Annotated in this window: 19 protein-coding genes; 6 read left to right on the plus strand and 13 right to left on the minus strand. The window is 67.2% G+C overall.

Going from position 1 to position 22020, the window contains the following annotated elements; translation table 11 throughout:
- Nucleotides 1–49: 49 nt before the first annotated feature.
- The 4 genes from folP to ACFEMD_RS02080 form a co-directional block, all read right to left on the minus strand.
- The gene (gene folP / locus ACFEMD_RS02065; RefSeq protein ID WP_394739216.1) at nucleotides 50–2512 is read right to left on the minus strand and encodes a dihydropteroate synthase; all 2463 of its coding nucleotides are present in this window, start codon (nucleotides 2510–2512) and stop codon (nucleotides 50–52) included.
- A 66-nt stretch (nucleotides 2513–2578) separates the two neighbouring features.
- On the minus strand, nucleotides 2579–3457 hold the full coding sequence (locus ACFEMD_RS02070) for a hypothetical protein (protein WP_394739217.1): 879 nt from the start codon (nucleotides 3455–3457) through the stop codon (nucleotides 2579–2581).
- Nucleotides 3458–3682: 225 nt separating this feature from the next.
- Nucleotides 3683–4570, minus strand: coding sequence for a hypothetical protein (locus ACFEMD_RS02075; protein ID WP_394739218.1), 888 nt, complete (start codon nucleotides 4568–4570; stop codon nucleotides 3683–3685).
- Between the two features lie 55 nt (nucleotides 4571–4625).
- A complete protein-coding gene (locus ACFEMD_RS02080) occupies nucleotides 4626–5402 on the minus strand; it encodes an ABC transporter ATP-binding protein (protein ID WP_394739219.1) in 777 nt (258 codons plus the stop codon).
- Nucleotides 5403–5609: 207 nt separating this feature from the next.
- Here ACFEMD_RS02080 and ACFEMD_RS02085 point away from each other — a divergent pair, with 207 nt between their 5' ends.
- Nucleotides 5610–7265 (plus strand): hypothetical protein, encoded by a 1656-nt coding sequence (locus ACFEMD_RS02085; RefSeq protein WP_394739220.1) that lies wholly within the window; start codon nucleotides 5610–5612, stop codon nucleotides 7263–7265.
- Between the two features lie 644 nt (nucleotides 7266–7909).
- Here the strand turns inward: ACFEMD_RS02085 and carB are convergent.
- The 9 genes from carB to ACFEMD_RS02130 all read right to left on the minus strand — a co-directional run bounded on the left by carB (nucleotide 7910) and on the right by ACFEMD_RS02130 (nucleotide 18009).
- The gene (carB, locus tag ACFEMD_RS02090) at nucleotides 7910–11140 is read right to left on the minus strand and encodes a carbamoyl-phosphate synthase large subunit (RefSeq protein WP_394739221.1); all 3231 of its coding nucleotides are present in this window, start codon (nucleotides 11138–11140) and stop codon (nucleotides 7910–7912) included.
- Between the two features lie 124 nt (nucleotides 11141–11264).
- Complete coding sequence (locus ACFEMD_RS02095; RefSeq protein WP_394739222.1) at nucleotides 11265–11828, minus strand: GrpB family protein; 564 nt, start codon at nucleotides 11826–11828, stop codon at nucleotides 11265–11267.
- 468 nt (nucleotides 11829–12296) lie between these two features.
- On the minus strand, nucleotides 12297–12833 hold the full coding sequence (locus tag ACFEMD_RS02100) for a DUF5815 family protein (protein ID WP_394739223.1): 537 nt from the start codon (nucleotides 12831–12833) through the stop codon (nucleotides 12297–12299).
- A 129-nt stretch (nucleotides 12834–12962) separates the two neighbouring features.
- Nucleotides 12963–13835, minus strand: coding sequence for an ABC transporter permease (locus ACFEMD_RS02105; RefSeq protein WP_394739224.1), 873 nt, complete (start codon nucleotides 13833–13835; stop codon nucleotides 12963–12965).
- Nucleotides 13832–14749, minus strand: a complete 918-nt coding sequence (locus ACFEMD_RS02110) for an ABC transporter ATP-binding protein (protein ID WP_394739225.1) — start codon at nucleotides 14747–14749, stop codon at nucleotides 13832–13834. Before ACFEMD_RS02110 ends, ACFEMD_RS02105 begins: the two co-directional genes overlap by 4 nt.
- Nucleotides 14750–14922: 173 nt before the next feature.
- Entirely contained in the window at nucleotides 14923–15834 is a 912-nt protein-coding gene (locus ACFEMD_RS02115; protein ID WP_394739226.1) for an ArsR/SmtB family transcription factor, read from the minus strand.
- A gap of 108 nt (nucleotides 15835–15942) precedes the next feature.
- The gene (locus tag ACFEMD_RS02120; RefSeq protein WP_394739228.1) at nucleotides 15943–16353 is read right to left on the minus strand and encodes a DUF7124 domain-containing protein; all 411 of its coding nucleotides are present in this window, start codon (nucleotides 16351–16353) and stop codon (nucleotides 15943–15945) included.
- A 61-nt stretch (nucleotides 16354–16414) separates the two neighbouring features.
- Nucleotides 16415–16636: a hypothetical protein gene (locus ACFEMD_RS02125; RefSeq protein ID WP_394739229.1), complete on the minus strand. Its 222-nt coding sequence runs from the start codon at nucleotides 16634–16636 to the stop codon at nucleotides 16415–16417.
- 134 nt (nucleotides 16637–16770) lie between these two features.
- Nucleotides 16771–18009 carry an NAD(P)/FAD-dependent oxidoreductase gene (locus ACFEMD_RS02130; RefSeq protein WP_394739230.1) on the minus strand — a complete coding sequence of 413 codons (1239 nt, stop codon included), beginning with the start codon at nucleotides 18007–18009 and terminating at the stop codon, nucleotides 16771–16773.
- Nucleotides 18010–18253: 244 nt separating this feature from the next.
- Between ACFEMD_RS02130 and ACFEMD_RS02135 the strand changes: the two genes are divergently transcribed.
- The 5 genes from ACFEMD_RS02135 (at nucleotide 18254) to ACFEMD_RS02155 (ending at nucleotide 22013) form a co-directional block, all read left to right on the plus strand.
- Entirely contained in the window at nucleotides 18254–18847 is a 594-nt protein-coding gene (locus ACFEMD_RS02135; RefSeq protein ID WP_394739231.1) for a DUF6149 family protein, read from the plus strand.
- A 203-nt stretch (nucleotides 18848–19050) separates the two neighbouring features.
- Nucleotides 19051–19356, plus strand: a complete 306-nt coding sequence (locus ACFEMD_RS02140; RefSeq protein WP_394739232.1) for a HalOD1 output domain-containing protein — start codon at nucleotides 19051–19053, stop codon at nucleotides 19354–19356.
- A 76-nt stretch (nucleotides 19357–19432) separates the two neighbouring features.
- Nucleotides 19433–20701 (plus strand): MFS transporter, encoded by a 1269-nt coding sequence (locus tag ACFEMD_RS02145; RefSeq protein WP_394739233.1) that lies wholly within the window; start codon nucleotides 19433–19435, stop codon nucleotides 20699–20701.
- A gap of 66 nt (nucleotides 20702–20767) precedes the next feature.
- Entirely contained in the window at nucleotides 20768–21652 is an 885-nt protein-coding gene (locus ACFEMD_RS02150) for a homoserine kinase (RefSeq protein ID WP_394739234.1), read from the plus strand.
- A gap of 10 nt (nucleotides 21653–21662) precedes the next feature.
- Nucleotides 21663–22013, plus strand: coding sequence for a hypothetical protein (locus tag ACFEMD_RS02155; RefSeq protein WP_394739235.1), 351 nt, complete (start codon nucleotides 21663–21665; stop codon nucleotides 22011–22013).
- Nucleotides 22014–22020: the final 7 nt, after the last annotated feature.

Below are 22020 nucleotides of genomic sequence, written 5' to 3' on the forward strand. Positions count from 1 at the left end.
AGTACCGCGCCCCGACAGTTGAAGCTTGGACCGGCAGATGCGCCGCCGACTACGGCTCGAAGCGGTCGGGATCGCGTGCCGCGAGTGCCGTTCGAACCGCGGCGACGTTCTCGGGGACGTCGTGGACCCTGACGAGGTCCGCGCCGCGGTCGGCCGCGAGCGCGCTCGCCGCGACGGTCGGCTCGAGGCGCTCGCCGGACTCGCAGCCGATGTGTGCGAACATCGACTTGTGGGAGTGGCCAAAGAGGACCGGACAGCCAAGCGCCCGGAACTCCCCGAGCCGGTCGAGCAGCTCGAAGCTCTCGGGGGCCGACTTGGCGAACCCGATTCCGGGGTCGACGATGACGTCCTCGCGCTCGAGGCCCGCCTTCTCGGCCAGCAGGATCCGTTCGCGGAGCTGGTCGATCACGTCCTCGACGACGTCGTCGTACTCGACCTCTCGGTCGGGGACGACGGGCGCGTCGACGCTGTGCATCACGATCAGGCTCGCGTCGTGGTCGGCGACGACGAAGCGCATCTCGGGATCCTCGAGCCCGGAGACGTCGTTGACGATGTCGGCGCCCGCCTCGAGGGCCGCGTCGGCGACGGCCGCCTTTCGCGTGTCGATCGAGAGCAGGGCGTCGAGGTCGCCGATCGCCTCGAGGACGGGGACGACCCGCTCGATCTCGGTTTCGACCGGAACGGGGTCGGCGCCCGGTCGCGTCGACTCGCCGCCGACGTCGATCACGTCGGCGCCGGCCTCGACCATCGACTCCGCGCGAGCGACGGCGTCCTCGAGCGCGTCGAACTCCCCGCCGTCGTGGAAGCTGTCGGGCGTGACGTTGAGAATACCCATCACGGCGGTCCCGTCCGTCCATGGGGGCGCCGACTCGTCGCCGTCCCGTACCGCTGCTCCGTCCTCGAGCTCGAGCGTCGACTCGAGCTCCCGCCCGACCGCGGCCAGCCCGTCCGATCGCTCCGCGAGCCGGTCGACGAGCCGCGCGAACTGCTCGAGCGTGCCCGAGAGGACGGCGTCGATCCGCTCGTCGTTTCGGTCGAGTCCCGAGAGCGTACACTCCCCGCCGATCCGGAGCAGCTCCTCCCGCAGGGCCGTCGCCTGTCGGTACCGGAGCGAGGTCTTGACGACCCGGTGGACGGCCGACCCCGCCGCGTCGTCGACGTCGCGCTCGGTCGCGTCCGCGCTCGAGAGCGCCTCGCGGGCGTCCGCGAGGTCGCGAACCCGCTTGGGTACCTGCAGCGAGGTCCACCGGGAGCGGGCCTCGGCGACCGCGAACAGCGACCCGGTCACGAGCACGCAGTCGTCGTCGCCGCTCTCGGCGATCGCGGCCTCGAGGGCGTCCCGGACGTCCGGGATCGTTCGAACGTCGGAGACGCCGGTCCGTTCGAACACCGTCGAAAGGGCGTCGGGGTCCTCGGCGCGCTCGAGGCCCGGTTCGGTCGCGACGACGGCGTCGGGGGTCGGCAACGCGTCGGCGATTCCCGTAACGTCCTTGTCGTGCATCACGCCGGCGACGAGGGTGAGGTCGTCGTACTCGTAGGTCGACAGCGTCTCGGCCAGCCCCTCGCAGGCGCCCGGGTTGTGCGCGCCGTCGAGGACGACCAGCGGCTCGGTCTCGAGCACCTCGAACCGACCCGGCCAGTGGGCGTTTCGCAGCCCCCGCCGGAGCTCCTCGTCCGAAACGCTCGCGACCTGTCGGGCCAGCGTCGCCGCGATCCCCGCGTTTTCCGCCTGGTGGCGTCCGAGCAGCGGAACCCGCGCCTCGAGTGGGCTGCCGTCGTCGATCGAGACGGCCGCCTCGGTGTGGTTCACCCGGCCCTCGTAGGCGACGCGGACGTCCGGCTGGCGGTCGTCCTCGCCGTCGAACCCCACGGTGACGACTTCACTGGCGACCTCGCGGACCCCCTCGAGGGCCTCGCCGGAGGCACCGGTAACGAGTGGCGCGTCCGTAGGCGCGACGTGGGCCTTATCGCGGGCGATTTCGGCCTCGGTGTCGCCGAGAATCCCCGTGTGCTCCAGGGTGACGCTCGTCACCGCGCTCGCGACCGGGTCGACGACGCTCGTGGCGTCGTAGCGCCCGCCGATCCCCACCTCGAGGACGGCGACGTCGACGTCGGCGCGGTCGAACTCCCGAATCGCCATCGCGGTCAGCACCTCGAAGAACGTCGGCGACTCCCCGTCGGCGGCCCGCTCGGTGACGTGCTCGCGAATCTCCGCGACGAAGGCGGACACCGACGACTTCGGGATCTTCCGCCCGTCGACACGGATCCGTTCCCGCAGGTCCTCGAGGTGCGGTGAGGTGTAGAGCCCGACCGACAGCCCCGCTTCCCGCAGCGTTCGCTCGACCATCCGCGCCGTGCTCCCCTTCCCGTTCGATCCTGCGATCTGTACGAACTCGACGCCCTCCTGTGGGTCCTCGAGGTGGGTGAGCAGCCGGGCCGTCGACTCCGTCCCCGGTTTCGGACGGAACCGACGGAGCCCGAACAGGAACTCCGCCGCCTCGTGATACTCCATACTGGAATCACTGAGTCCGCGCGCTTAGGGATGTCGGACCCGAGGAGCGGACGACGGGGAGTCCGGTCAGCACGGCCGTTCGTCGGCGATCCGCTCGAGGTTGCGATACCTGTTCGCGAGGTAGACGGCGGCCGTCAGCCACAGCGCCGCGAGAAAGCCAAACGCTGCGGGTGCGGACGGGCGCGGCGATCCGTAGAGGGCGGCGCCAACGTACGCAGCCGCAAACCCGAAAACCGGGAGTCCGACGTACGCCCGCACGTTCGGGAGCCACGCCGACTCGCGCCGGGGTACGGTCGCGTCGACGAACACGCCGAGGGCGGCGGGCACCGAGAGGAGGACGGTGCCGACCAGCAGCAACGCGACCGCGAAGCCCGCACCGCCGTCGGGTTCGACGACTCCCTCCGCGAGCACGACCGCCGGCACCAGCAGGACGTACGCGACGACGGGGAGCCACCACCGCGACTCGAGCGCGTTCCGGCCTTCCTTTTCGGTCGCGTCCCGACTCCGGGACGCTCGAGCGCTCCGCCGTCGCATCCAGCCGACGACGACGGCGGTCGCCGCCGTCACCAGCACGGTGAGTCCCGTACCGATCACAACGGCGATCGGCGTCAGGACGACGGCGAGCACCGTTATCGTCGTCGACGCAGTTCCGATCGTCGACGCCGCGGTGGCGGCGTACAGCAACACCGTCGCGACCGAGGCGGCGAGTCCGGCCCAGATCCCGGCCCGACGGGTCCGACTCGCGCAGTCGCCGTAGCGGTAGCCGACGAGCGCGCCGGCCGCCAACAGGGGAGCCCCCGAGACGGTTCCGCCGGCGACGGTCGTCTCGTCGGGCGGCTGCCAGGAGAGCGCGACCGTGAACGGGACCGTCGCGAGGCCGACGAGAACGGCGAACCGTAAGGGGTCGCCGGTAACCCCCTTACGGCACTCTCGAAGCGCGTCCATACCGTTCCATTTTCCTTACAGCACGAATATATTGTGTTGTTAACTAATTATGGAAGCTGAACGTCCGGGGACGGTGGAAACGAACGAGCGCAGTCGCTCGATCACTCGGAGGACGGAACCGGCGAGTGATCGACTTCCTCGGGCGTCTCCCAGGTGATCTCGAGGAAGGCGAGCAGTTGAACTGTCGACTCCGCCCCCGGTTTCGGACGGAAGCATCGGAGTCGCTCAGTCCGTTGCTCGATGGCGAGTCGACGGCGGCTCGAAGTAGCGGTACCGGTTCGCGAGGTAGTAGAGAACGGTCACCCAGAGCGCGACGAGAAAGGTGACCATGGCGGGTCCTGACGGGCCCGGATACGACCGGACGGCGGCTCCGGCGTAGACGACCCCGTACGCCGCGAGCGGAACACCGACGTAGAGCCACACGTTCGGGAGCCAGGTCGACGCGTCCCGTGGCGCGGTGGCGTCGACGAACAGGGCGAGAAACGCGGGAAGCGAGAGGAGCGTGAGTCCAATCATCGAGAGCACAAAGACCAGCAGCAACGCTCCGTCCGGCTCGAGCGTGAACCCGGCGAATACCGGCGGTGCCAGTACGACGTACACCACGACGGGGAGCCACCACCACGCCTCGAGCCCGCTTCGCTCGACGTCGCTCGATTCGCGGATCCGATACTCCCGACTCGCCCGTTTCGTCGCCCAGCCGGCGACGGTCGCGGCGACTGCCGCCACGAGCACGGTGAGCCCGACGCCGAGCGCGAGGACGAACGGTGTCGCGACGACGGCGAGGGTAGCGATCGTCGTCGAGGAAGTGCCGAGCGTCGCGACCGTGTTCGCGACGGCCAGGACGACCGTCGCGAGCGAGCCGGCGAGACCAGTCCAGATCCCGGCCCGACGGGTGGACGTCTCGGTTTCGCGGCGGCTGTAGACGTATCCGACGACCAGCGCCGCCACCAGCAGGGGCGCCCCGGAGAGGGAGACGCCGGCGATCGTAGAGCCGTCAGCGACGGGTTCCCAGGAAAGCGCGACCGTCAGCGACACCGTTGCGAGACCGGCGAGTACCGCGAACCGCAGCGACTCGTCGGTCGCTCCGTCTCGAAGCGCTCGAAGCCGATCCATGTCCAAAACGTGTATCCATGAAACAGTAAGCGTACTGGTTGGTGTGGCTGGCCCGCTACTCCGAGGGCACGTTCGTCGCCTCCGGCGGGGTCTCCCGGGTGATCTCGAGGAAGGCGTCCTCGAGGCTGCGGGTCTCGCCCGTCTCGGCGCGGGACTTGAGCGTCTCGGGGTCGCCCTGGGCGACGAGTTCGCCCTCGTGGATCACCCCGATCTCGTCGGCCAGTTCGTCGACGACGGGGAGGATGTGCGTCGAGAGGACGATCGTCATCTCCCGGTCGGCGAGGTCGGCGATCGTCTCCCGCATCGTCCGGGCGGCGCGGGGATCGAGCCCGCTGGTGGGCTCGTCGAGGAAGGCGACGACGGGCTCGTGGAGTACCGCCTGGATGACCCCGACCTTCTGGCGCATTCCTTTCGAGTAGCCCTCGATGCGCCTGTCGGCGTCATCGAGCAGGGCGAAACGCTCGAGCAACGATTCGATCCGTTCGGCGGACTCGTCCTCGGGCAGATCCCGGAGCCCGGCGGCGTACTCGAGCTGTTCGCGGCCGGTCAGCTCGTCGTAGATCGGCGGCTCCTCGGGGAGGTAGCCGATGTGGGGCGTGATGGCCTCGCGGTCGGCGATCGAGTGTCCCGCGACCCGGGCGGTCCCCGAGGTCGGCTTCGTCAGCGTCGTCAGCATCCGCATCGTCGTCGTCTTGCCCGCGCCGTTGGGACCGAGAAAGCCGTACACCGTTCCCCGGTCGACGGACATCGTCAGCCCGGCGACGGCCGTCGTCTCCCCGTAGCGTTTCGTCAGCGAGTCGGTCTCGATCGCGGGGCCGTCACTCGGATGCATACCCTCCGTTTCGGTTTGCCGCACGTAAAACCGTACGTTCACGTTCGCCAACCGCTCGAGTCAGCCCCGAGCGAGCGTCGACCTCGAGTTCCCGCTACTGACAGTCTCGAACGCTGATCGGATCCGAACCGTTTACTCGGTGGGGCTCCCGGTATCGGCTATGATCCTGACGACGCGCGGCCTCCCGGTTTCCGGCGGTGATTCCCGGTGAGACGCGCAGCGCTCCTCGTCGCCCGCACGGAGTTCCGGCGGACGGTCCGCGCGGTGACGACCGAGCGGACGAAGCTCCTCCTGCTGATCCTGCTCGGCGCCCTGATGCTCGGCTCGGTGACGGTCGCCGGCGGCTACCTGCTGCCCTCCCTCGGCGAGCACTACGCCGGGGCGCCGGGCTCGGAGCACGTCGCGCTCGCGACCGAAGCCGCCGCGGGCGGCGTCGCGGTCGCCTGGCTGTTCCTGGTCGGGATGAGCGCGATCCGGGCGTTTACCGCCGCGGCGAACCCCGACGAGCCCGCGTTCCTGCTCGTCTCGACGTCGACCCGAAACGCCGCGGTCGGGATCGTCGCAGCCGAGATACTGCTGTTTGCCGTCTGGGTCCTTCCACCGACGATCCTGCTTGCGAGTGCGTTCTCCGTCGGCGCCGGCACGGCCGTTCCCCTCGGAGTCACAGCCGCGACCGCCGCGCTCGCGTTGCTCACCGCGGTTCCGGTCGGATTCGTGGTTGGCATCTGGTTCAGACACCTGGTGACCGTCTACGAGCCGATCGCCCGCTACCGGTGGGTGCTGTTCGTCGGCTTCTGGGCGCTGTACTTCGGGGCGATCGCGACCGGTCGGCTCGACCTGGTCGTGAGCGAACTATTCGTCGCCCTGCAGGACGGGCCGCTGGGCTGGCTCGGCCACGTCCTGCTGGTCGGCGTGCCCAACGTCCCCGCATCGACGACGTCGATCCTCGGAGCGGTCGTCGGCACGGCCCTGCTGGGGTCGGTCGCGCTCGCGATCGGCGTCGCCTCCGCGCGGATCCACTGGTTCGCCGACCCCGCGAGATTCGACGATCGACCGTCGTCGAGCGACTCCTCGAGCCGGCTCGCGAACGCGCTCTCGCGCAGCTTCGAACGTCCGACCCGAACCGTGACGCTCACCGCGATCCGACGAACCCGACGGGCGCCGATCCGACTGGCGTACGTCGGCTACCCCCTCTTCGGCGCGGTCGGGTTCGTTCAGGTGATCCTCGAGACCGGGACGGTCCCCGCCTACGTCGCCGCGATCCTCTCGCTGTACCTCGTCTGGGCCGCCGGGGCTCTCTTCACGCTGAATCCGCTGGGCGACCTCGGATCGGCGCTACCGGCCGTCGTGACCTCGACGCTGTCGGGCCGCCGAGCGGTCGCCGGACTCGTCGTCGCCGGCGTCCTCGTTGCGGCGCCGATCGGCCTGGTCGGCTCGCTCGCGCTCGGCTTCGTCAGTCCCCTCTCGCTCGAGCAGGCGGCTGCGCTCGCCGCGGCGACGGTCGTCGGCACCGTCGCGACGCCCGCGCTGGCGACCGGGATCGGCACGGCGCTGCCCCGATTCGGCAGCGTCAACGTCACGAACAGCCGCGAGGCGGTGATGCCGAGCAAGGCGGCGTTCGTCGCCTACTCGGTCGCGGTCGTCCTGCCGGCGGCCGCCGCGGCCGTACTCTACACCGACGCCGCGGGACCGATCGCCGACTTCCTCACGATGACGTCGGTCTGGGCGCCGACGCCCGAACTCGCCGTAACCGGTACCCAGCTTACCGTCGTCGCCTGGACGGTCCTGGCGATCGGCCTCCTCGCGCCCCCGGTGTCGTTCCTCTACGCCTGTGAGACGTTCGATCTGTACCGGCTCGAGTGATTCCGGACGATTTACTGCTCGGAGGTGTCTGTAAAACCCGCGACAGGTGAACGACGTCTCAGCTCGGTCCGACCATCCCACCTGCGGTGGCGCGCGCTGTCGCCCGGCGGAACGGCAGTGAGGACGGTCGACGACACTGTGCGAGGTCTTCGCGAGTAACACGAGCGAATGGCTTGGCAGAGCTTGCTCTGCCAGTGGATGAGCGAGGGAGCAACGCGACCGAGTGAATCGGCTGGGGAGGGCGTGGCAATCCCCTGTGTTCGTGCCAGCAGAGTCTGCTCCTGTCGATATTACCACGAAAGCCCCTGGCCGGCTCGAGGGCTGCGGCTCGCTGTCGTTCGAAAGGCGCGGAGCGCCTTTCGTGAGTGAGCGAATCTTCGATTCGCGATCTCCGCGAAACCGACGGTTTCGCTTGATGACGAGAGAGCTTTGCTCTCTCGAACCACGCTCCTCGGTCGCATCGCTCCCTGCGGTGCTTGCGTCCCCTCGCACCTCGAGCGGGCCAGCCCCTTTCAGTCCCACCCAGCGGTGGCTAATCAGGGGTGTAGACTCGACGCGGATGTTCCATTCGCCGCTCTACGTAACGACTCGAGCGACTCAGTTCACCCTGTAAAACTACGTACAGAAAACCGTACTCGACTTTGTTACCGTCCCCACTCGGCGGTCCGCTTCGGGCGCTCGGTGATCGGCTGGACGTCGATCGGCTCGTCTTTGGCCTCGAGCGCCTCGAGTGCCGCCTTCGCGCTCGCGGGCGTCGAGAAGTACGTCACTTCCTCCTCGACGGCAATCTCGAGCAGGTCGCGGTCCCGCGAGATGATCAGGTCGACCTCACCCTTCTTGACGGCGTCGACGAGGTCGACGGCCTCGCAGAGGTCGAAGTGGTCGGTGTACCCCTCGACGAGTTCCTCGCCGGCGTCGGTCTCCGGATCGGGGAACTTGTCGTCCGAGAGGTCGACGATCGCCGTTCCCGACTCGGGGATCGGCTTGCCCGTCGCGTCTTGAGCCTTGTCGTAGGCGCGACCGACGGAGTCGGCGCTGCCCATGACCTCGCCCGTCGACTTCATCTCCGGACCGAGACGCGGGTCCGAGCCCGGCAGACGGTCGAACGGCAGGACGACCTCCTTGATCGAGGTCTGCTCGGGGATCTGCTCGTCGATCTCGAGCTCCGCGAGGGACTCGCCGGACATCACTCTGGCCGCGAGCTTGGCGATCGGGACGCCCGTCGCCTTCGAGATGAAGGGGACGGTACGGGAGGAGCGCGGGTTGGCCTCGAGCACGTACACTTCACCATCCCTGACGGCGAGCTGGACGTTCAGCAGCCCGACCGTCTCGAGGGCCTCGGCGATGTCCTCGGTGACCTCGCGAACGCGAGCCAGCGTCTCGTCGTCGAGCGAGCGCGGCGGGATCATACACGCGGAGTCGCCGGAGTGGACCCCGGCGGTCTCGATGTGTTCCATGATGCCGCCGATCAGCACGTTTTCACCGTCTGCGACGGCGTCGACGTCGAGTTCGATCGCGTCGGCGAGGAAGTCGTCGACGAGGATCGGCTTATCCGGCGAAACGCGAACGGCCTCCTCGATGTAGCGCTCGAGCTCCTCGTCGTCGTAGACGACCTCCATCGCGCGGCCGCCGAGCACGTAGGAGGGGCGAACGAGGACGGGGTAGCCGATGTCGTGGGCGAGCTCCATCGCCTCCGGTTTGCTGTGGGCAGCGCCGCCCTCGGGCTGGGCGATACCCAGCTCGTCCATCAGTTCGTTGAACCGGTCGCGGTCCTCCGCGAGGTCCATCGCCTCGACGCTCGTGCCCATAACCTCGCAGTCGAGCCCGCGGCGATCGATCTCGTCCTGGAGCGGGTCGCCGATGTTGACTGAGGTCTGACCGCCGAACTGGACCATCACGCCGTCGGCGTCCGCGGCTTCGGCGACGTCCGCGACCTCCTCCGCAGTTACGGGCTCGAAGAACAGCCCGTCGGAGGTATCGTAGTCCGTCGACACCGTCTCGGGGTTGTTGTTCACGACGTGGGCGTCGATCCCCTGCTCGCGCAGCGCCTGGACGGCGTGGACCGAACAGTAGTCGAACTCGACGCCCTGCCCGATCCGGATCGGGCCACCGCCGACGACGATCACGCTCTCGACGTCACGGTCGACCTCGAGCTCGCCCGCCGCGGCCGCGCCCTCGAGCGGGCCGGAGTCGAACTCCGACTTGCGCGCGGAGTAGTAGTACGGCGTCTGAGCTTCGAACTCGCCGGCGCAGGTGTCGACCTGTTTGTAGGTGCGACCGGGGACCGCCTGCTCGACGGTGTCGACGTCGACGTCGCCGCCCGCCGCCGCGGCGATCGTCGCGTTGGTGTGGCCGGCGATGGCGGCCTCGGCGAAGTCGCCCTCCTGGGCGGCCCGCGTCGACTCGGCGATGCGGGCGAAGCGCTCGGCGTACCACTCGAAGATGCCCGTCAGCTCGACGACCTCGTCGAGGTCGTAGCCCCGCTCGAACGCCTCGAACATCGCGTACGGACGATCCGGTGAAGGCCGCTCGAGGTAGTGTTCCTCGAGCTCTTCGTCCGAGACGTCGACCCAGTCGACGTCGGGTTCGTACTCGCTCGAGCGCAGGGCCTTCAGCAGCGACTCCTCGAAGGTCCGGCCGATGGCCATCGCCTCGCCGGTCGACTTCATCGCCGTCGTCAGCTCGAAGTCGACGTCGTCGAACTTGTCCTTGGGCCACCGCGGTACCTTCGTGACGACGTAGTCGATCGCGGGCTCGAAGGCTGCGGTCGTCTCGCCGGTGATCTCGTTGGTGATCTCGTGGAGGCGCTTGCCGAGCGCGACCTTCGCGGTGACGCGGGCGATCGGGTACCCCGTCGCCTTCGAGGCCAGCGCCGAGGAGCGAGAGACACGCGGGTTCACCTCGACGACCCTGTACTCGCCGCCGGGCGTGCCGTCGTCGCGCCAGGCGAACTGGATGTTACAGCCGCCCTGGATCCCGAGTTCGCGGATGACGTCCAGCGCCGCGGTGCGCATCTCCTGGTGGCCCTCGTCGGGGACGATCTGGGAGGGCGTGACGACCGTCGACTCCCCGGTGTGGATGCCCATCGGGTCGATGTTCTCCATGTTACAGATGATGATACAGGAGTCGTCGGCGTCCCGCATCACCTCGTACTCGTACTCGACCCAGCCCGCGATCGACTCCGTGATGAGCACCTCGCTGTTGCGCGAGAGGCGCAGTCCCTTGCGGACGCGGCGAAGCAGTTCGTCGAACTCGTGGACGACGCCCGATCCCGAGCCGCCCAGCGTGTAGGTGGTGCGGGCGATGACCGGCAGCCCGCCGACCTCGTCGACGGCCGCCTGGACGCGCTCCTCGAGGTCGTCCTCGGTCAGCTCCGAGACCTCCTCGCCCTCGTCGAGTGAGATCGTGGTCGAGGCGGGAACCGGCTGGCCGATCTTCTCCATGCGCTGGCGGAACAGGTCGCGGTCCTCGGTCGCGTAGATCGTATCGAGGGGGGTGCCCATGATCTCGACGTCGTGCTCCTCGAGGACGCCCTCCTCGGCGAGTTCGGCGGTGACGTTCAGCCCGGTCTGTCCGCCGAGGCCCGCGATAACGCCGTCGGGCTGTTCCTTCCGGATGATCTCCGCGATGGCCTCCGTCGTGATGGGCTCGATGTAGACCCGGTCGGCCATCTCCGGATCCGTCATGATCGTCGCGGGGTTGGAGTTGACGAGGACGACTCGAGCGCCCTCCTCCTGGAGCGCTCGGCAGGCCTGCGCGCCAGAATAGTCGAACTCGGCGGCCTGTCCGATCTGGATCGGTCCGCTACCGATCAGCAGGATCGTGCGTCCGTCCCCTGTGGCGGCGTCCCCACCGCTCTGGTGATCCGTACTCATTGGTCCTATCCGTCCGAAGTTCGCACATCGTAATAAGCCCCACGAAACGATACGATTCTCGTAACTCGATTTCGAATTTCGAATATTGCCGGGGAACCGCGCCGCGGCCGGAGCCGTCGGGAGGTCAGTCCCTCGGCGGAACGGAACAGTCGGCGATACCGTCGTCCGCGCGGGCGACTTCGAGCAGTCGCTCGACGAACGCCGACTTCCCCTCGGAGTACGCGACGAGGTCGTCGTGCTCGGCGGCCAACTCCCGTTTCAGCCGCTCGTACTCCTCGCGGCGGTCGGGTCGCGCCGCGAGAACGTCGCGCGTAACCACGCTAACCCTCCAGCCGTCGCTCGAGGCCGCGAAGACGTGGTCGTTGAACCGCTGGCCCTCGTGTTCGCGGAAGACTGGGTGCCACTCTCCGGAGTTCTCGAGGCGGGTCCCGCCGAGTTCGGCGGCGAGCAGTTTCGACACCTCGCTTACGACGTCGTCCGCGACGACGATATCGAGATCGACGATGTCCTTCGCGGCGAGGTTCGGGACGGCCGTCGAGCCGACGTGTTCGATTCGCTCGCAGTCGTCCTCGAGTCCGGCCCTCGAGAGCGCGTCGCGAACGCGCTCGCGCTCGGCGACGAATTGCTCGCGCCACGTCTCGTGATCGGCGGGAACGAGTTTGATTGGATCCCGGTCGGCGTCGACCATTGTTTCGTCAACTCGGAACGTCCACTTAGAACTTCTTCAGGTATGTCTGGAGTAACCAAGGTCACGAGACAGGTCGGTACACCCGTTGACGGTACGACGCGTTCAGGTATGATACTTCCATGTATGATTATTGGAAGTATTTTTTGCCAGCGGTCGCTCTTCGCTGAAGCTCGACGTTCGACAGCCTCCGTTCGATGCCGCGACGAGTTTCCCCCCGGATATCAGAACTCGTCTGCGAACTACGGCACTCTTTCCTCGCTCGAGGATCACGTCCGAGAGCTTCGGTGGGCCCCACCGGATGAGGACGAACGAGACGTCGAATACGCGCTCTTCTCGCGGAGCGGATTTACCGAATCCATCAACGAGGCCGCCGAAGATCGCGAGGACCTTCGCCTCTATACGGTCAACGTCGTGGTGGCTGCGCTCGCGGACTACTATCTCCGTTCGTCACTCGGAGGACACTCCGCGTCAGAGCGCCCGGTCGTGTTCGCTCTCGAACTCCCGCTGGCGGCGGTACTGCTCGACGAACTCGCCCACGTCGAACTCGAGCATCTGTTCTTCGAACTCCGTGATCGCGGCGTCGTCCTCGGCGTGGCTGATCGCGTGTTCCATCAGCTCGACGACGAGTTCGACGACGATCTCGTGTAGCCGTCGGGCGTCGAAGTCGGTGACCCACAGCATCGAGTAACCGACCGCCCCGTCGTCGCTGGCGTCGTGGGTGACGACGGCCTCGGGGAACTCCTCCATGGTGACGCCGAGCAGGTGGGGGGTGCCGAACTCGTCGAACTCGTCGTCGGTCTCGACCAGCTCTTGGAGGACGACCACGAACGACTCGGGGAAGAATCGGGACGGCGGGTGGACGTCCGTGACGACTGCGTGGGTCTCGCCACAGGAACAGGCGTACTCGCGCATGCCGAGGTCGATCTCGTGGGGGTCGAGGGTCTTCCCGCAGGGAAGCTCGAGGTGATCGTCGGGCTCGGAACCTGGGACGCGGGGCTCTGCCATTGCGTGCGGTTGGAGCGTCGACAGTAAAAGGTCGACGACTCCACAGTCGTACGGACTACCGTACGTCATTGACTGCGAAACCGTGAGTCGCCCTGCGGTTGCGCCCGTACATCGGTACGGGGGACCGTATCAGAGGTCCGACGAGTCGAACCGGTAGTAGCCGACGGCGAGGGGGACGACCAGCCACAGCCCGAGGACGACGAGTCCGATCTCGGGACTGGCGTAAAACGGCTCCGCGTTTGTGGCGCTCACCTCGACGCCGGCGCCCGTCCGGGCGGGTTCGGCGCCGACGGTCTCCGCGAGGTCGGGTAACAGCGCGACGATCGCCGAGAAGTACGCCGACGAGGGCGAGAGCTGCGTTACCGTGAACACCCAGTCGGGGATCGTCGCCGGAAACGAGAAGCCCTCGACGACGTACAGCACGCCCATCGGAACGACGTCCCACAGCAGTTCGAAGACGACGAAGAAGCCGAGCGCCAGTGTCGTCGCGCGCGAGGTCGATCCCGTCGTCGCCGAGATGCTGACGACGATGCTCGCGTAGACGGCCGCGAACGAAAGCGTCGCGAGGACGAACACCAACACGGCGACGAGTTCGATCTCGCCGAGCAACGCGGCGCCGAAGCCGAGCCCGACGACCAGCCCGACGCCGAGGCCGAACGCGAGCACGGCGGCCCGTCCGAGGACCTTCCCGGCGAAGACCCGTCCGCGGGTGGTCGGCAGCGAGAGCAGGAGCTTGATGCTCCCGAGTTCGCGCTCGCCCGCGAGGGACTTGTAGCAGACGACGATCGCGGCGATCGGGACGAACAGCCCGACGAGCCCGATCGTGAAGAAGAGTAGCCCGCCGAACGTCGCTCCTGCCGGGGAGCCGAACATCTCGGGCACCTCGACGTAGGCGTACGTCGAGACGAGCGAGAGGACGACGAAGACGGCGACGAGCGCCCACAGCGCCCGCGACTGGACGGCGTCGCGAAAGTCCTTCTTCGCGACGGTGAGCCAGGTCACGCTTCGACCTCCTGTGCGTCGTTCGTGTAGCGGACGAACAGGTCCTCGAGCGAGGACTCGACGACCGAGAAGTCCTGGACTGACGCAATCTGATCGATCGCGTGCAAAGCGGCGAACTTCGAGACGCCGTCGATCGACACCCGAAGCCGACCGTCGTCGATCGACGCACTACCGATGCCGTCGAGATTCCGAACCTGCTCGAGAACGTCCTCGTCGAGGTCGGTAACGTAGACGTACAGCGTCTCGCCAAGCTCCGTCGAGTCCCGGAGGCCGTCGATCGTGTCGACGGCGACCAGCTGCCCGCGGTTGATGATCGCCACGCGATCGCAGACGGCCTCGACCTGTTCCATGACGTGACTCGAGAAGAAGACGGTCGTCCCGCGATCGTTCTCCTCGCGGATGATCTCGCGCATCTCGCGGGCCCCGTTCGGGTCCAGTCCCGTGGAGGGCTCGTCCAGCACGAGCAGGTCGGGGTCGCCGACCAGCGCCATCGCCAGCACCAGCCGCTGGCGCATTCCTTTCGAGTAACCGCCCGCCTTTCGGTCGGCCGCGTCGGCGATGCGCACGCGCTCGAGCAGCGCGTCCGGATCCTCGCTCACCCCTTTCATCTCGATCGCGAACTCGACGTGCTGGCGCCCCGTCAGCCGGTCGTAGACGTGGTAGCCGTCCGGGAGGACGCCGGTTCGACTGCGGACGAGCTGGCCCGCCTCCTGGGCGTCGTGGCCCAGGACGGTCGCGGTCCCAGCCGTCGGACGGATGAAATCCAGTAGGACGTCGATCGTCGTCGACTTGCCCGCACCGTTGGGACCCAGGAAGCCGAAGATCTCCCCCTCCCTGATCGTGAGGTCGAGGCCGTCGACGGCGACGACGTCGCCGAACCGTTTGGTCAACCCCTCGAGTTCAATCGCCGCCATATGCACCTCTCCGGGGAACGGACCGCGAACGTGGGAGGTTCGGGGCGCGTTCCGACTCCGCCACAACAGTGTTCATACCACCCGATTGGCGTCGACCGAGATAAATACTGTAGTTTTGATTACATATTGACAACACAACAACTCAAAATCAGTTGAGCAGGCGGATTCACACGTTAGGGGTCGTCTGCGTCCGACTGCGCGACAGGTGTTACGATCAGGTCGTCGTCGACCTCGACTCGGCGCGTCTCGCCGTCGAGCGTGATCTCGACGGTCGCTGCGAGCGGATCGACGCTCTCGACGTCGGTCCGCACCGTCTTCGAGGCAATGTGCTCGAAAAACTCCCAGAGTGGGCGCTCCAGGACAGTGATCCCGTGTTCCCAGAAGAACCCTGCTGCGGCGGGGTGGAGCACGGCGACCGCCTCGAGCGGGACGTGGGTCGTGAGCCAGCACTCGCGACAGGTGCTCTCGAGCGTGTACAGCGTTCGCCCGTCGTGGCGGTGTGTGTCGACGTCGGTGTCGATCGGGCCGTAACACTCCGGACAGACTCCGTCCCGGATCAGCGTGAACGATCCCCAGATCCGGGCCCCGACGCTGTCGACGATCTCCGACGCCGATCGGTGTCGCGTCTGGCTTTCGGGGAGGAGGTCGGTGAGCACCCTCGCGTCGCAGGACGAACAACGAACGACGAACTGCGATTTGTCGACCGCCGCGACGAGCGAGTCGGTCCCGCAGAAGACGCAGATGCCCCCGACGGTGGTCTCGTCGAAGCTGCGGGTGTTCTCGTACAGCCCGGCGAGGATCGTTCGGACGATCCTGTCGCCGGCGTCCGTGAGCCGGTAGCCCTCGGGTACCTCGGCGACGAACGGTCCGACGAGCCGATCGAGGTGGTAGGAAAACTGCGACGTGCTCGAGACGTCGACGGCGTCGTAGAGTTCCGTAAACGACATCCGAAGCCACCGTTCCTGTCGTTCCCGCTGCGCCTCCGCCAGGGCGAGAAGGATCTCGAGCCGGGTACGGTTCCCGAGCGCGCCGATCGCGTCGACGACGTCCTCGTCGATTCGCGCCTCGTCCTCTCTCGAAGTCATCGATCGGTCTTTTGGGTGGGATTTTCACCGAAGCGAGACCGCCGTCTCGAGCCGGGAGGAAGCCGTCCGTATCGCGTCGGTCGTGGGGTTTTCGCTCCCGCGATCGATTCAGGGCCAGTCGTCGCGAACCGGTTCGGCGTCTTCCTCGTCGTCCTCGACGTCGGTCGCGACGACCCAGTCGGCGGCCTCGGCCGCGTCTTCGACGGGGAGGTACTCCCAGCCGACCTCCTCGGCCAGCTCCTCGTCGGCCTCGTCGTCGGCGATGAAGACGTACCGGTCGGTGTCGAACTGGTCCTTGACGGCTTCGAGGCTCTCCGCCTTGCCGCGGGGGCCCGAGAAGAAGTCCTGTCGGATGCGGTTCTTGCGCGTGTAGTTCGTCACGACGTAGGTCGGTTTCTCCGAGACGACGCCGATGTACTCGCTCCAGCCTCTGGCGTCCTCGAAGACGCTCTCGGGCGATGCGAGCGCTTTCAGCGCCTCGAGCTCGAACGCCAGGGTCATGTCGCTACCGCCGTTCATACGCTATCGAAGCGGCGCACCGGGGAAAACGGCTTCGATACTTCCAACGAGCTCGGAACGACTACGCGGCCTCGACCCGGTAGTAGTCCGTCGCGACAATAATGGTGCCGGGCTCGAGGTCGGTACCAGTAGCGGTCAGCTGACGGCCACCCTCGAGCGCCGCGTAGAACAGCTTGAGGGTTCGGTCGTCGAGCTGGTCGATGTGTCGAACCGTCGCGTCCGGCGCGACGGAGTCGACGCGCCTGAGCGTGAGTGACCGTACCGTACTGGCAGTAGTTGCCATGAGTGTGATTACCAAACCCGTGCTATAACTTAACTGTTGTCACTGTACGAATTGGATCAATCGAGTACGCGGCAGCCGAGAGGACATGTACGTCCGAGACAGCGGCGGTTTGGGCTGGGGGGTGGGGGAGCGGACTACTGCTCCTGTGGCGGCGCGAGATCGTCGAGGTCGACGGTCTCCTCGAGCAGGACCTCCTTCTGGTCGGCGACGTCGCGCTGTTCGCGCATCAGCTGTTTGAGCTTGCTCTGCGGGGCGAGGTCGCCGATGAGCACGCCGCCGACGACTTTGCCGTCCTTGAACGCGATCCGGCGCCACTCGGTGTCGCTGTACTTGCGCTCGGCGTGGTCGTCGCCCAGCGTCGGGTGGCCAAAGGAGAGGAAGGGGAAGTCGAAGTGCGTGATCGAGTACGAGGAGACCCACTCGAACTCCTCGGCCTCGTCGTCGGCGGCCATGTTGACGCCGGCGATCCGACCCTGCTCCTTCGCGGAGCCCCAGGAGCCGTTCTGGGCCTGCTCGCCGAGCAGAACGTCGTAAAACCGGGTGATGTCGCCGGCCGCGTACACGTCCTCGAGGTTCGTCTGCATGTACTGGTCAACGAGGATCCCGTTGTCCATCTCGAGGTCGATGTCGCCGAGGTACTCGGTGTTGAACGTCAGACCGATGGCGACGCCGGCGAAGTCACACTCGTAGCGGTCGCCGTTGGGGTCGACCGCCGCGACCACCTGCCCGTCGTCGTCGGTCTCGAAACGGTCGACGCCGCTGTCGAACACCGGCTCGACGCCGACGTCGCGCATTCCCTCGTGCATGATCTCCGCACCCTCGCCCGAGAGCGCGTAGCGCCACCAGCGATCGCCCCGCATCAGGTACTTGCCTTCGACGCCCTGGGCGCCACAGACGGCGGCGAAGTCGATACCCAGCAGCCCGGCGCCGACGATGACGCCCTTCTCGGCTGCCTCGGCGCTCTCCCGGATCTTGCGGGCGTCCTGGAACGTCCAGAAGTGGTGGATCCCCTCGGCGTCGCTGTCGTCGACGGGAAGCTGTGTCGGGGTGCCGCCGGTCGCGATCAGCAGCTTGTCGTAGCCGATCTCGTCGCCCTCGTGGGTGTGGACGACCTTCTCGTCGGTGTCGACGCCGGTGACGTGGGTGTTCAGCGAGAGCTCGATGTCGCGCTCCTCGTACCAGTCCTCCTCGTGGATCGAGATCGGCGCCTCGGGGAGTTTGCCCTTCGCGTGTTCCTTGATCAGGATCCGGTTGTACAGTGCCTCCCCCTCATCGGTGATGACGGTGATCGAAGACTCCGGGTCCTCTTCCCGAAGCGTCTCGGCAGCCGAGCTGCCCGAGATCCCGTCACCGATGATGACGTACTCGGTCATACCGTGACCGTTCGTAATGCGGGTTAAAGGATATTGCTATCTCGTCTATTTTCTTCGCTCGGCCGGACAGTCACAACAGTTGTCGACGAACGGGCCGTTGGACTCACGGAACGACAACTCTCTCACCCGAACCCGAGGTCGACTTGGTGATCGTACAGAACCGACGCCGACCGGTCGGCGGTCGACCCGAGAGCCTACGTACGTATCCGAACCGCTCTTGAGGGCGGCGTCCGTATCCGCTGCCATGAAAATCAGCCAAAACGTGCGCCACTTCGCCTCCCGGAAGGCCCTCGAGACCCCAGTTATTCGGTCGGTCGCCAACTCCGGACTCGTCCGGATGCACACGAAAATCTTCACGAAGAAGGCCGATCCAGCTTACGCCGAGGAGCGAACGGATCACCTCGACGACTTCTTCGACGCGACGATGGACACCTACCTCCGTGCGCTCCAGGAGGGATACTCGGAGGCCGAAGCCCGCGAGATCACCCACATCCAGGCCAACTTCGACTTCTACAACCACGGCTGGACGGAGATGATGGAGTTTCCAGTCGACGAACTCGGCGACCACTACGATCGGTACCGCGAGTTCTTCGAGCGCTGGGACGTGACGATCGACGACCCGCTCGGCCAGTTCGCGCCCGTCGACGGCGTCGCCGAGGCGCCCTCGACGCCCGAGAAGCTCGAGGAGCCCGAACACCCCTACGCCGAGGGCGGGTTCGCCGACGACGTCTACGTCGAGACCGACGACGGCGAGCTGATCGTCGGCGGGCGGGAGGAACCGGACGAGGTCGACGTCTCGCAGGCGGTCGGCGTCGACGATGAGACGACCGACGAGTAGGAACCATCCCCGCTCGAGCAGGTCGTCGACGCGATTCGATCCCGCGATCGCGCCGGAATCGTCGATTCCGTAAGACGGGCAATTCCCGTGCAGGGGCCGACCCGTCGTTTATTTTGTAGGACAGGTTTACGAAAACTGTCTGACAGGTATTTATTAGCTCTCCTCACATACAGGTTCTCCGTCACGCGCGACGGACGAGAGCTATGACGTCACGAAACTTCACCCCTGGGGACGCGGGTTCCGCACCGACGAACACGGTCGTCTTCCGCCACGACTGGACGACCCAGAAGGACCTCGTCAGAAGGGTCGTCGCGGCGGTAGCTGACCTTACCAACAGCGACGAGACGGAGGTCGAGCGAGTCCACGATCGCCTCGATCCCGGGTCGCTGAACCGCCTGTTCGACCGGCGTCGAACCGACCGCGACCCGGGGAGCGCGCGGCTGATCTTCCCGCTCGAGACCTGTACGATCACGGTGTACGGCTCCGGACTCGTCGTCGTCCAGGCGTAGCGCCGACGGACCGACGCCGCCGAGTCCATTCCAAGCCGCTAAGTACACGGCGCGTCGCCGTTCGAGTACTGACTCGATGGCTCTGAACGCAAACGATCGATCGATCGCCGGCTTCACGATGGCCGGTCACGCGCTGGTTCACTGGTTCGAGACGGCGATTCCGATCTTCCTGGTCGTCTGGCTCGCGGAGTTCGACGTGAGCATCGCCCTGCTCGGGTTGGTCGTTGCGCTCGGCTACGCTCCCTTCGGCATCGGCGCGCTGCCGGGCGGGATCCTGGCCGACCGCTACGGAACCAAACGGCTCATCGTGCTCTGTCTCGCGGGGATGAGCCTCGCCTTCCTTGTGCTCGCGACGAGTTCGTCGATCTACGCGATCGCCGTCGGCCTCCTGCTCTGGGGAATCGCCGCCAGCATCTACCACCCCGCCGGGCTCTCGCTGATCAGCACCGGCGTCGAGGAGCGCGGCACGGTGTTCGCCTGGCACGGGATCGCCGGCAACGCCGGGATCGCGCTCGGTCCGTTCGTCGCCGCGACGCTGCTGATCTTTCTCGACTGGCAGTACGTCGCCGCCATCCTCGCCGCTCCCGGGTTCCTGGCTGTGCTGTACGGCCTGACCGCGGAGTTCGACCCGACCGCCGCCGTCGAGGACAGCGTCGATGCGGGCGCCGACGAGGCGCTGTCGCTATCGGATCTCCTCGACAACTCGAAGGCGCTGTTCGCGAGCGCGTTCGCCATCGTCTTCGTCATCGTCACCTTCGAAGGGCTGTACTACCGCGGGATGCTCACCTACCTCCCCGAGATCCTCCACGGGCTGCCCGCGATGGACGCCCTCGCCCTCCCCGACGGGCTCGAAGGGATCGAACCTGCCGACTACATCTACGTCGGCCTGCTGGTCGTCGGGATGGCTGGCCAGTACGTCGGCGGAAAGCTGACCGACCGGGTGCCGCCCGCTCGCGGGATGGTCGTTCTCTTTGCGATTTTCGCCGTCCTCGCGCTGGCGTTTATCCCCGTCACGACGATGGGACTGTGGGCGATCGTCGCCCTCTGTGGCGTCTTCGGGTTCTTCCTGTTCGCGATCCAGCCGTTCTACCAGAACGCCGTCGCGGTCTACACGCCCGCCGACACTCGCGGGCTTTCCTACGGCTACACCTACCTCGGCGAGTTCGGGCTCGGGGCCGCAAGCATCGCGCTGGGCGGGTTCGTCCTCGACGTCTCGCTGGGCTGGTTCTTCGTGATGATCGCCGCGTTCGCGTTCGCGGGAATGCTGCTCTCGGCCGCGCTGGTCGCGGGACTGGACTGGTTCGCCGACGCGAAGGCGACGCCGGAGACCGCGCCCGACGACTGAGGCTGCGTCGCGTCGATTCTCTCGTCGTTCGCTACCTTTTTGGCCGCTCTCTGGAAAGCACTCGGCATGCTCACCGTGCGGGCTCCGGCGACCAGTGCGAACCTCGGAAGCGGCTTCGACGTCTTCGGGGTCGCCCTCGGAGCGCCCGCCGACATGATCCGGGTCGAGCGCGCCCCGGAAACGTCGATTTCGATCACCGGGGCCGGAAGCGAGTACATTCCGACCGATCCGGAGAAGAACACCGTCGGCGCGGTCGCCGAGGCCCTCGACGCTCCGGCGACGATTCGGATCGACAAGGGGGTTCGTCCCTCCTCGGGACTCGGTTCCTCGGCGGCCAGCGCGGCGGGGGCCGCGGTCGCGCTCAACGCCCTCTACGACCGCGGGCTCTCGAGGGAGGAACTCGTCCCCGTCGCCGCCGAGGGCGAAGCCCTGGTTTCGGGCGAGGCCCACCCCGATAACGTCGCGCCCTCGCTGCTGGGCGGTTTCACGATCGCCACCGACGACGGCGTCACCCAGGTCGACGCGTCGCTCCCGGTCGTCGCCTGCCTCCCCGAGACGAGCGTCTCCACACGCGACGCCCGCGACGTCGTCCCGAAGACGGCCGCCCTCAAGGACGTCGTCGACACCGTCGGCCACGCCGCCACTCTCGCAGTCGGGATGACCCGGGACGACCCCGAACTCGTCGGCAAGGGGCTGAACGACGCCATCGTCACGCCCGAGCGCAGTGCCCTCATCGACGGCTACGACGCGGTTCGCGAGGCCGCCCTCGAGGCGGGCGCGACCGGCGTCACGGTAAGCGGCGCCGGCCCGGGCGTGCTCGCGGTCTGTTACGCCGCCGATCGACGGGCGATCGCCGGCGCGATGATGGACGCCTTCGACGCCGAGGGGATCGAGAGCCGGGCCTACCAGACGACGATCGGCGAGGGGGCGCGGCTCTACCCGGACGGCTGATTCGCGTTCGATGGGCGCGCGAACCGACGCGGCACTGGCTCTCGTCGCGCTCGCCGTGTTCCTCGCGTTCGCAGCTCTCGTCGGCGCGTCGCTCTCCCCGTTCTTTCTGGCAGTCGGCGGTCTCGGAGCGATCCTATTCGAACTGGTCGCGGCCCGCGAGTACGACCTCGTCCGCCGATACTGGGAGCGACGGGACGTTCAGGCTGTCTCGCTCGCCGCCGCGATCGGAATCGCCGCCGTCGGCGCTCGAGTCGCGCCGGAACCGGTACTGTCGCTGTGTTGCGGTGCGCTGGTAACCTACCTCGCGTTTCTGGGACTCGTCCGGATCGGGATCGTTCCGTCGCCGGAGACGTGGTGGTAGCGCCGAC

The sequence above is a fragment of the Natronococcus roseus genome, from assembly GCF_043677095.1.
GTDB lineage: Archaea > Halobacteriota > Halobacteria > Halobacteriales > Natrialbaceae > Natronococcus > Natronococcus roseus.

What these genes read in the sequence shown, in the direction of transcription:
- carB (WP_394739221.1), bottom strand. Translation starts at nt 11,140, where the DNA reads ATGAGTACGGATCACCAGAGCGGTGGGGACGCCGCCACAGGGGACGGA.
- ACFEMD_RS02095 (WP_394739222.1), bottom strand. Translation starts at nt 11,828, where the DNA reads ATGGTCGACGCCGACCGGGATCCAATCAAACTCGTTCCCGCCGATCAC.
- ACFEMD_RS02145 (WP_394739233.1), top strand. Translation starts at nt 19,433, where the DNA reads ATGGCTCTGAACGCAAACGATCGATCGATCGCCGGCTTCACGATGGCC.
- ACFEMD_RS02140 (WP_394739232.1), top strand. Translation starts at nt 19,051, where the DNA reads ATGACGTCACGAAACTTCACCCCTGGGGACGCGGGTTCCGCACCGACG.
- ACFEMD_RS02110 (WP_394739225.1), bottom strand. Translation starts at nt 14,749, where the DNA reads ATGGCGGCGATTGAACTCGAGGGGTTGACCAAACGGTTCGGCGACGTC.
- ACFEMD_RS02155 (WP_394739235.1), top strand. Translation starts at nt 21,663, where the DNA reads ATGGGCGCGCGAACCGACGCGGCACTGGCTCTCGTCGCGCTCGCCGTG.
- ACFEMD_RS02080 (WP_394739219.1), bottom strand. Translation starts at nt 5,402, where the DNA reads ATGCATCCGAGTGACGGCCCCGCGATCGAGACCGACTCGCTGACGAAA.
- ACFEMD_RS02075 (WP_394739218.1), bottom strand. Translation starts at nt 4,570, where the DNA reads ATGGATCGGCTTCGAGCGCTTCGAGACGGAGCGACCGACGAGTCGCTG.
- ACFEMD_RS02135 (WP_394739231.1), top strand. Translation starts at nt 18,254, where the DNA reads ATGAAAATCAGCCAAAACGTGCGCCACTTCGCCTCCCGGAAGGCCCTC.
- ACFEMD_RS02070 (WP_394739217.1), bottom strand. Translation starts at nt 3,457, where the DNA reads ATGGACGCGCTTCGAGAGTGCCGTAAGGGGGTTACCGGCGACCCCTTA.
- ACFEMD_RS02150 (WP_394739234.1), top strand. Translation starts at nt 20,768, where the DNA reads ATGCTCACCGTGCGGGCTCCGGCGACCAGTGCGAACCTCGGAAGCGGC.
- folP (WP_394739216.1), bottom strand. Translation starts at nt 2,512, where the DNA reads ATGGAGTATCACGAGGCGGCGGAGTTCCTGTTCGGGCTCCGTCGGTTC.
- ACFEMD_RS02100 (WP_394739223.1), bottom strand. Translation starts at nt 12,833, where the DNA reads ATGGCAGAGCCCCGCGTCCCAGGTTCCGAGCCCGACGATCACCTCGAG.
- ACFEMD_RS02120 (WP_394739228.1), bottom strand. Translation starts at nt 16,353, where the DNA reads ATGAACGGCGGTAGCGACATGACCCTGGCGTTCGAGCTCGAGGCGCTG.
- ACFEMD_RS02125 (WP_394739229.1), bottom strand. Translation starts at nt 16,636, where the DNA reads ATGGCAACTACTGCCAGTACGGTACGGTCACTCACGCTCAGGCGCGTC.
- ACFEMD_RS02130 (WP_394739230.1), bottom strand. Translation starts at nt 18,009, where the DNA reads ATGACCGAGTACGTCATCATCGGTGACGGGATCTCGGGCAGCTCGGCT.
- ACFEMD_RS02115 (WP_394739226.1), bottom strand. Translation starts at nt 15,834, where the DNA reads ATGACTTCGAGAGAGGACGAGGCGCGAATCGACGAGGACGTCGTCGAC.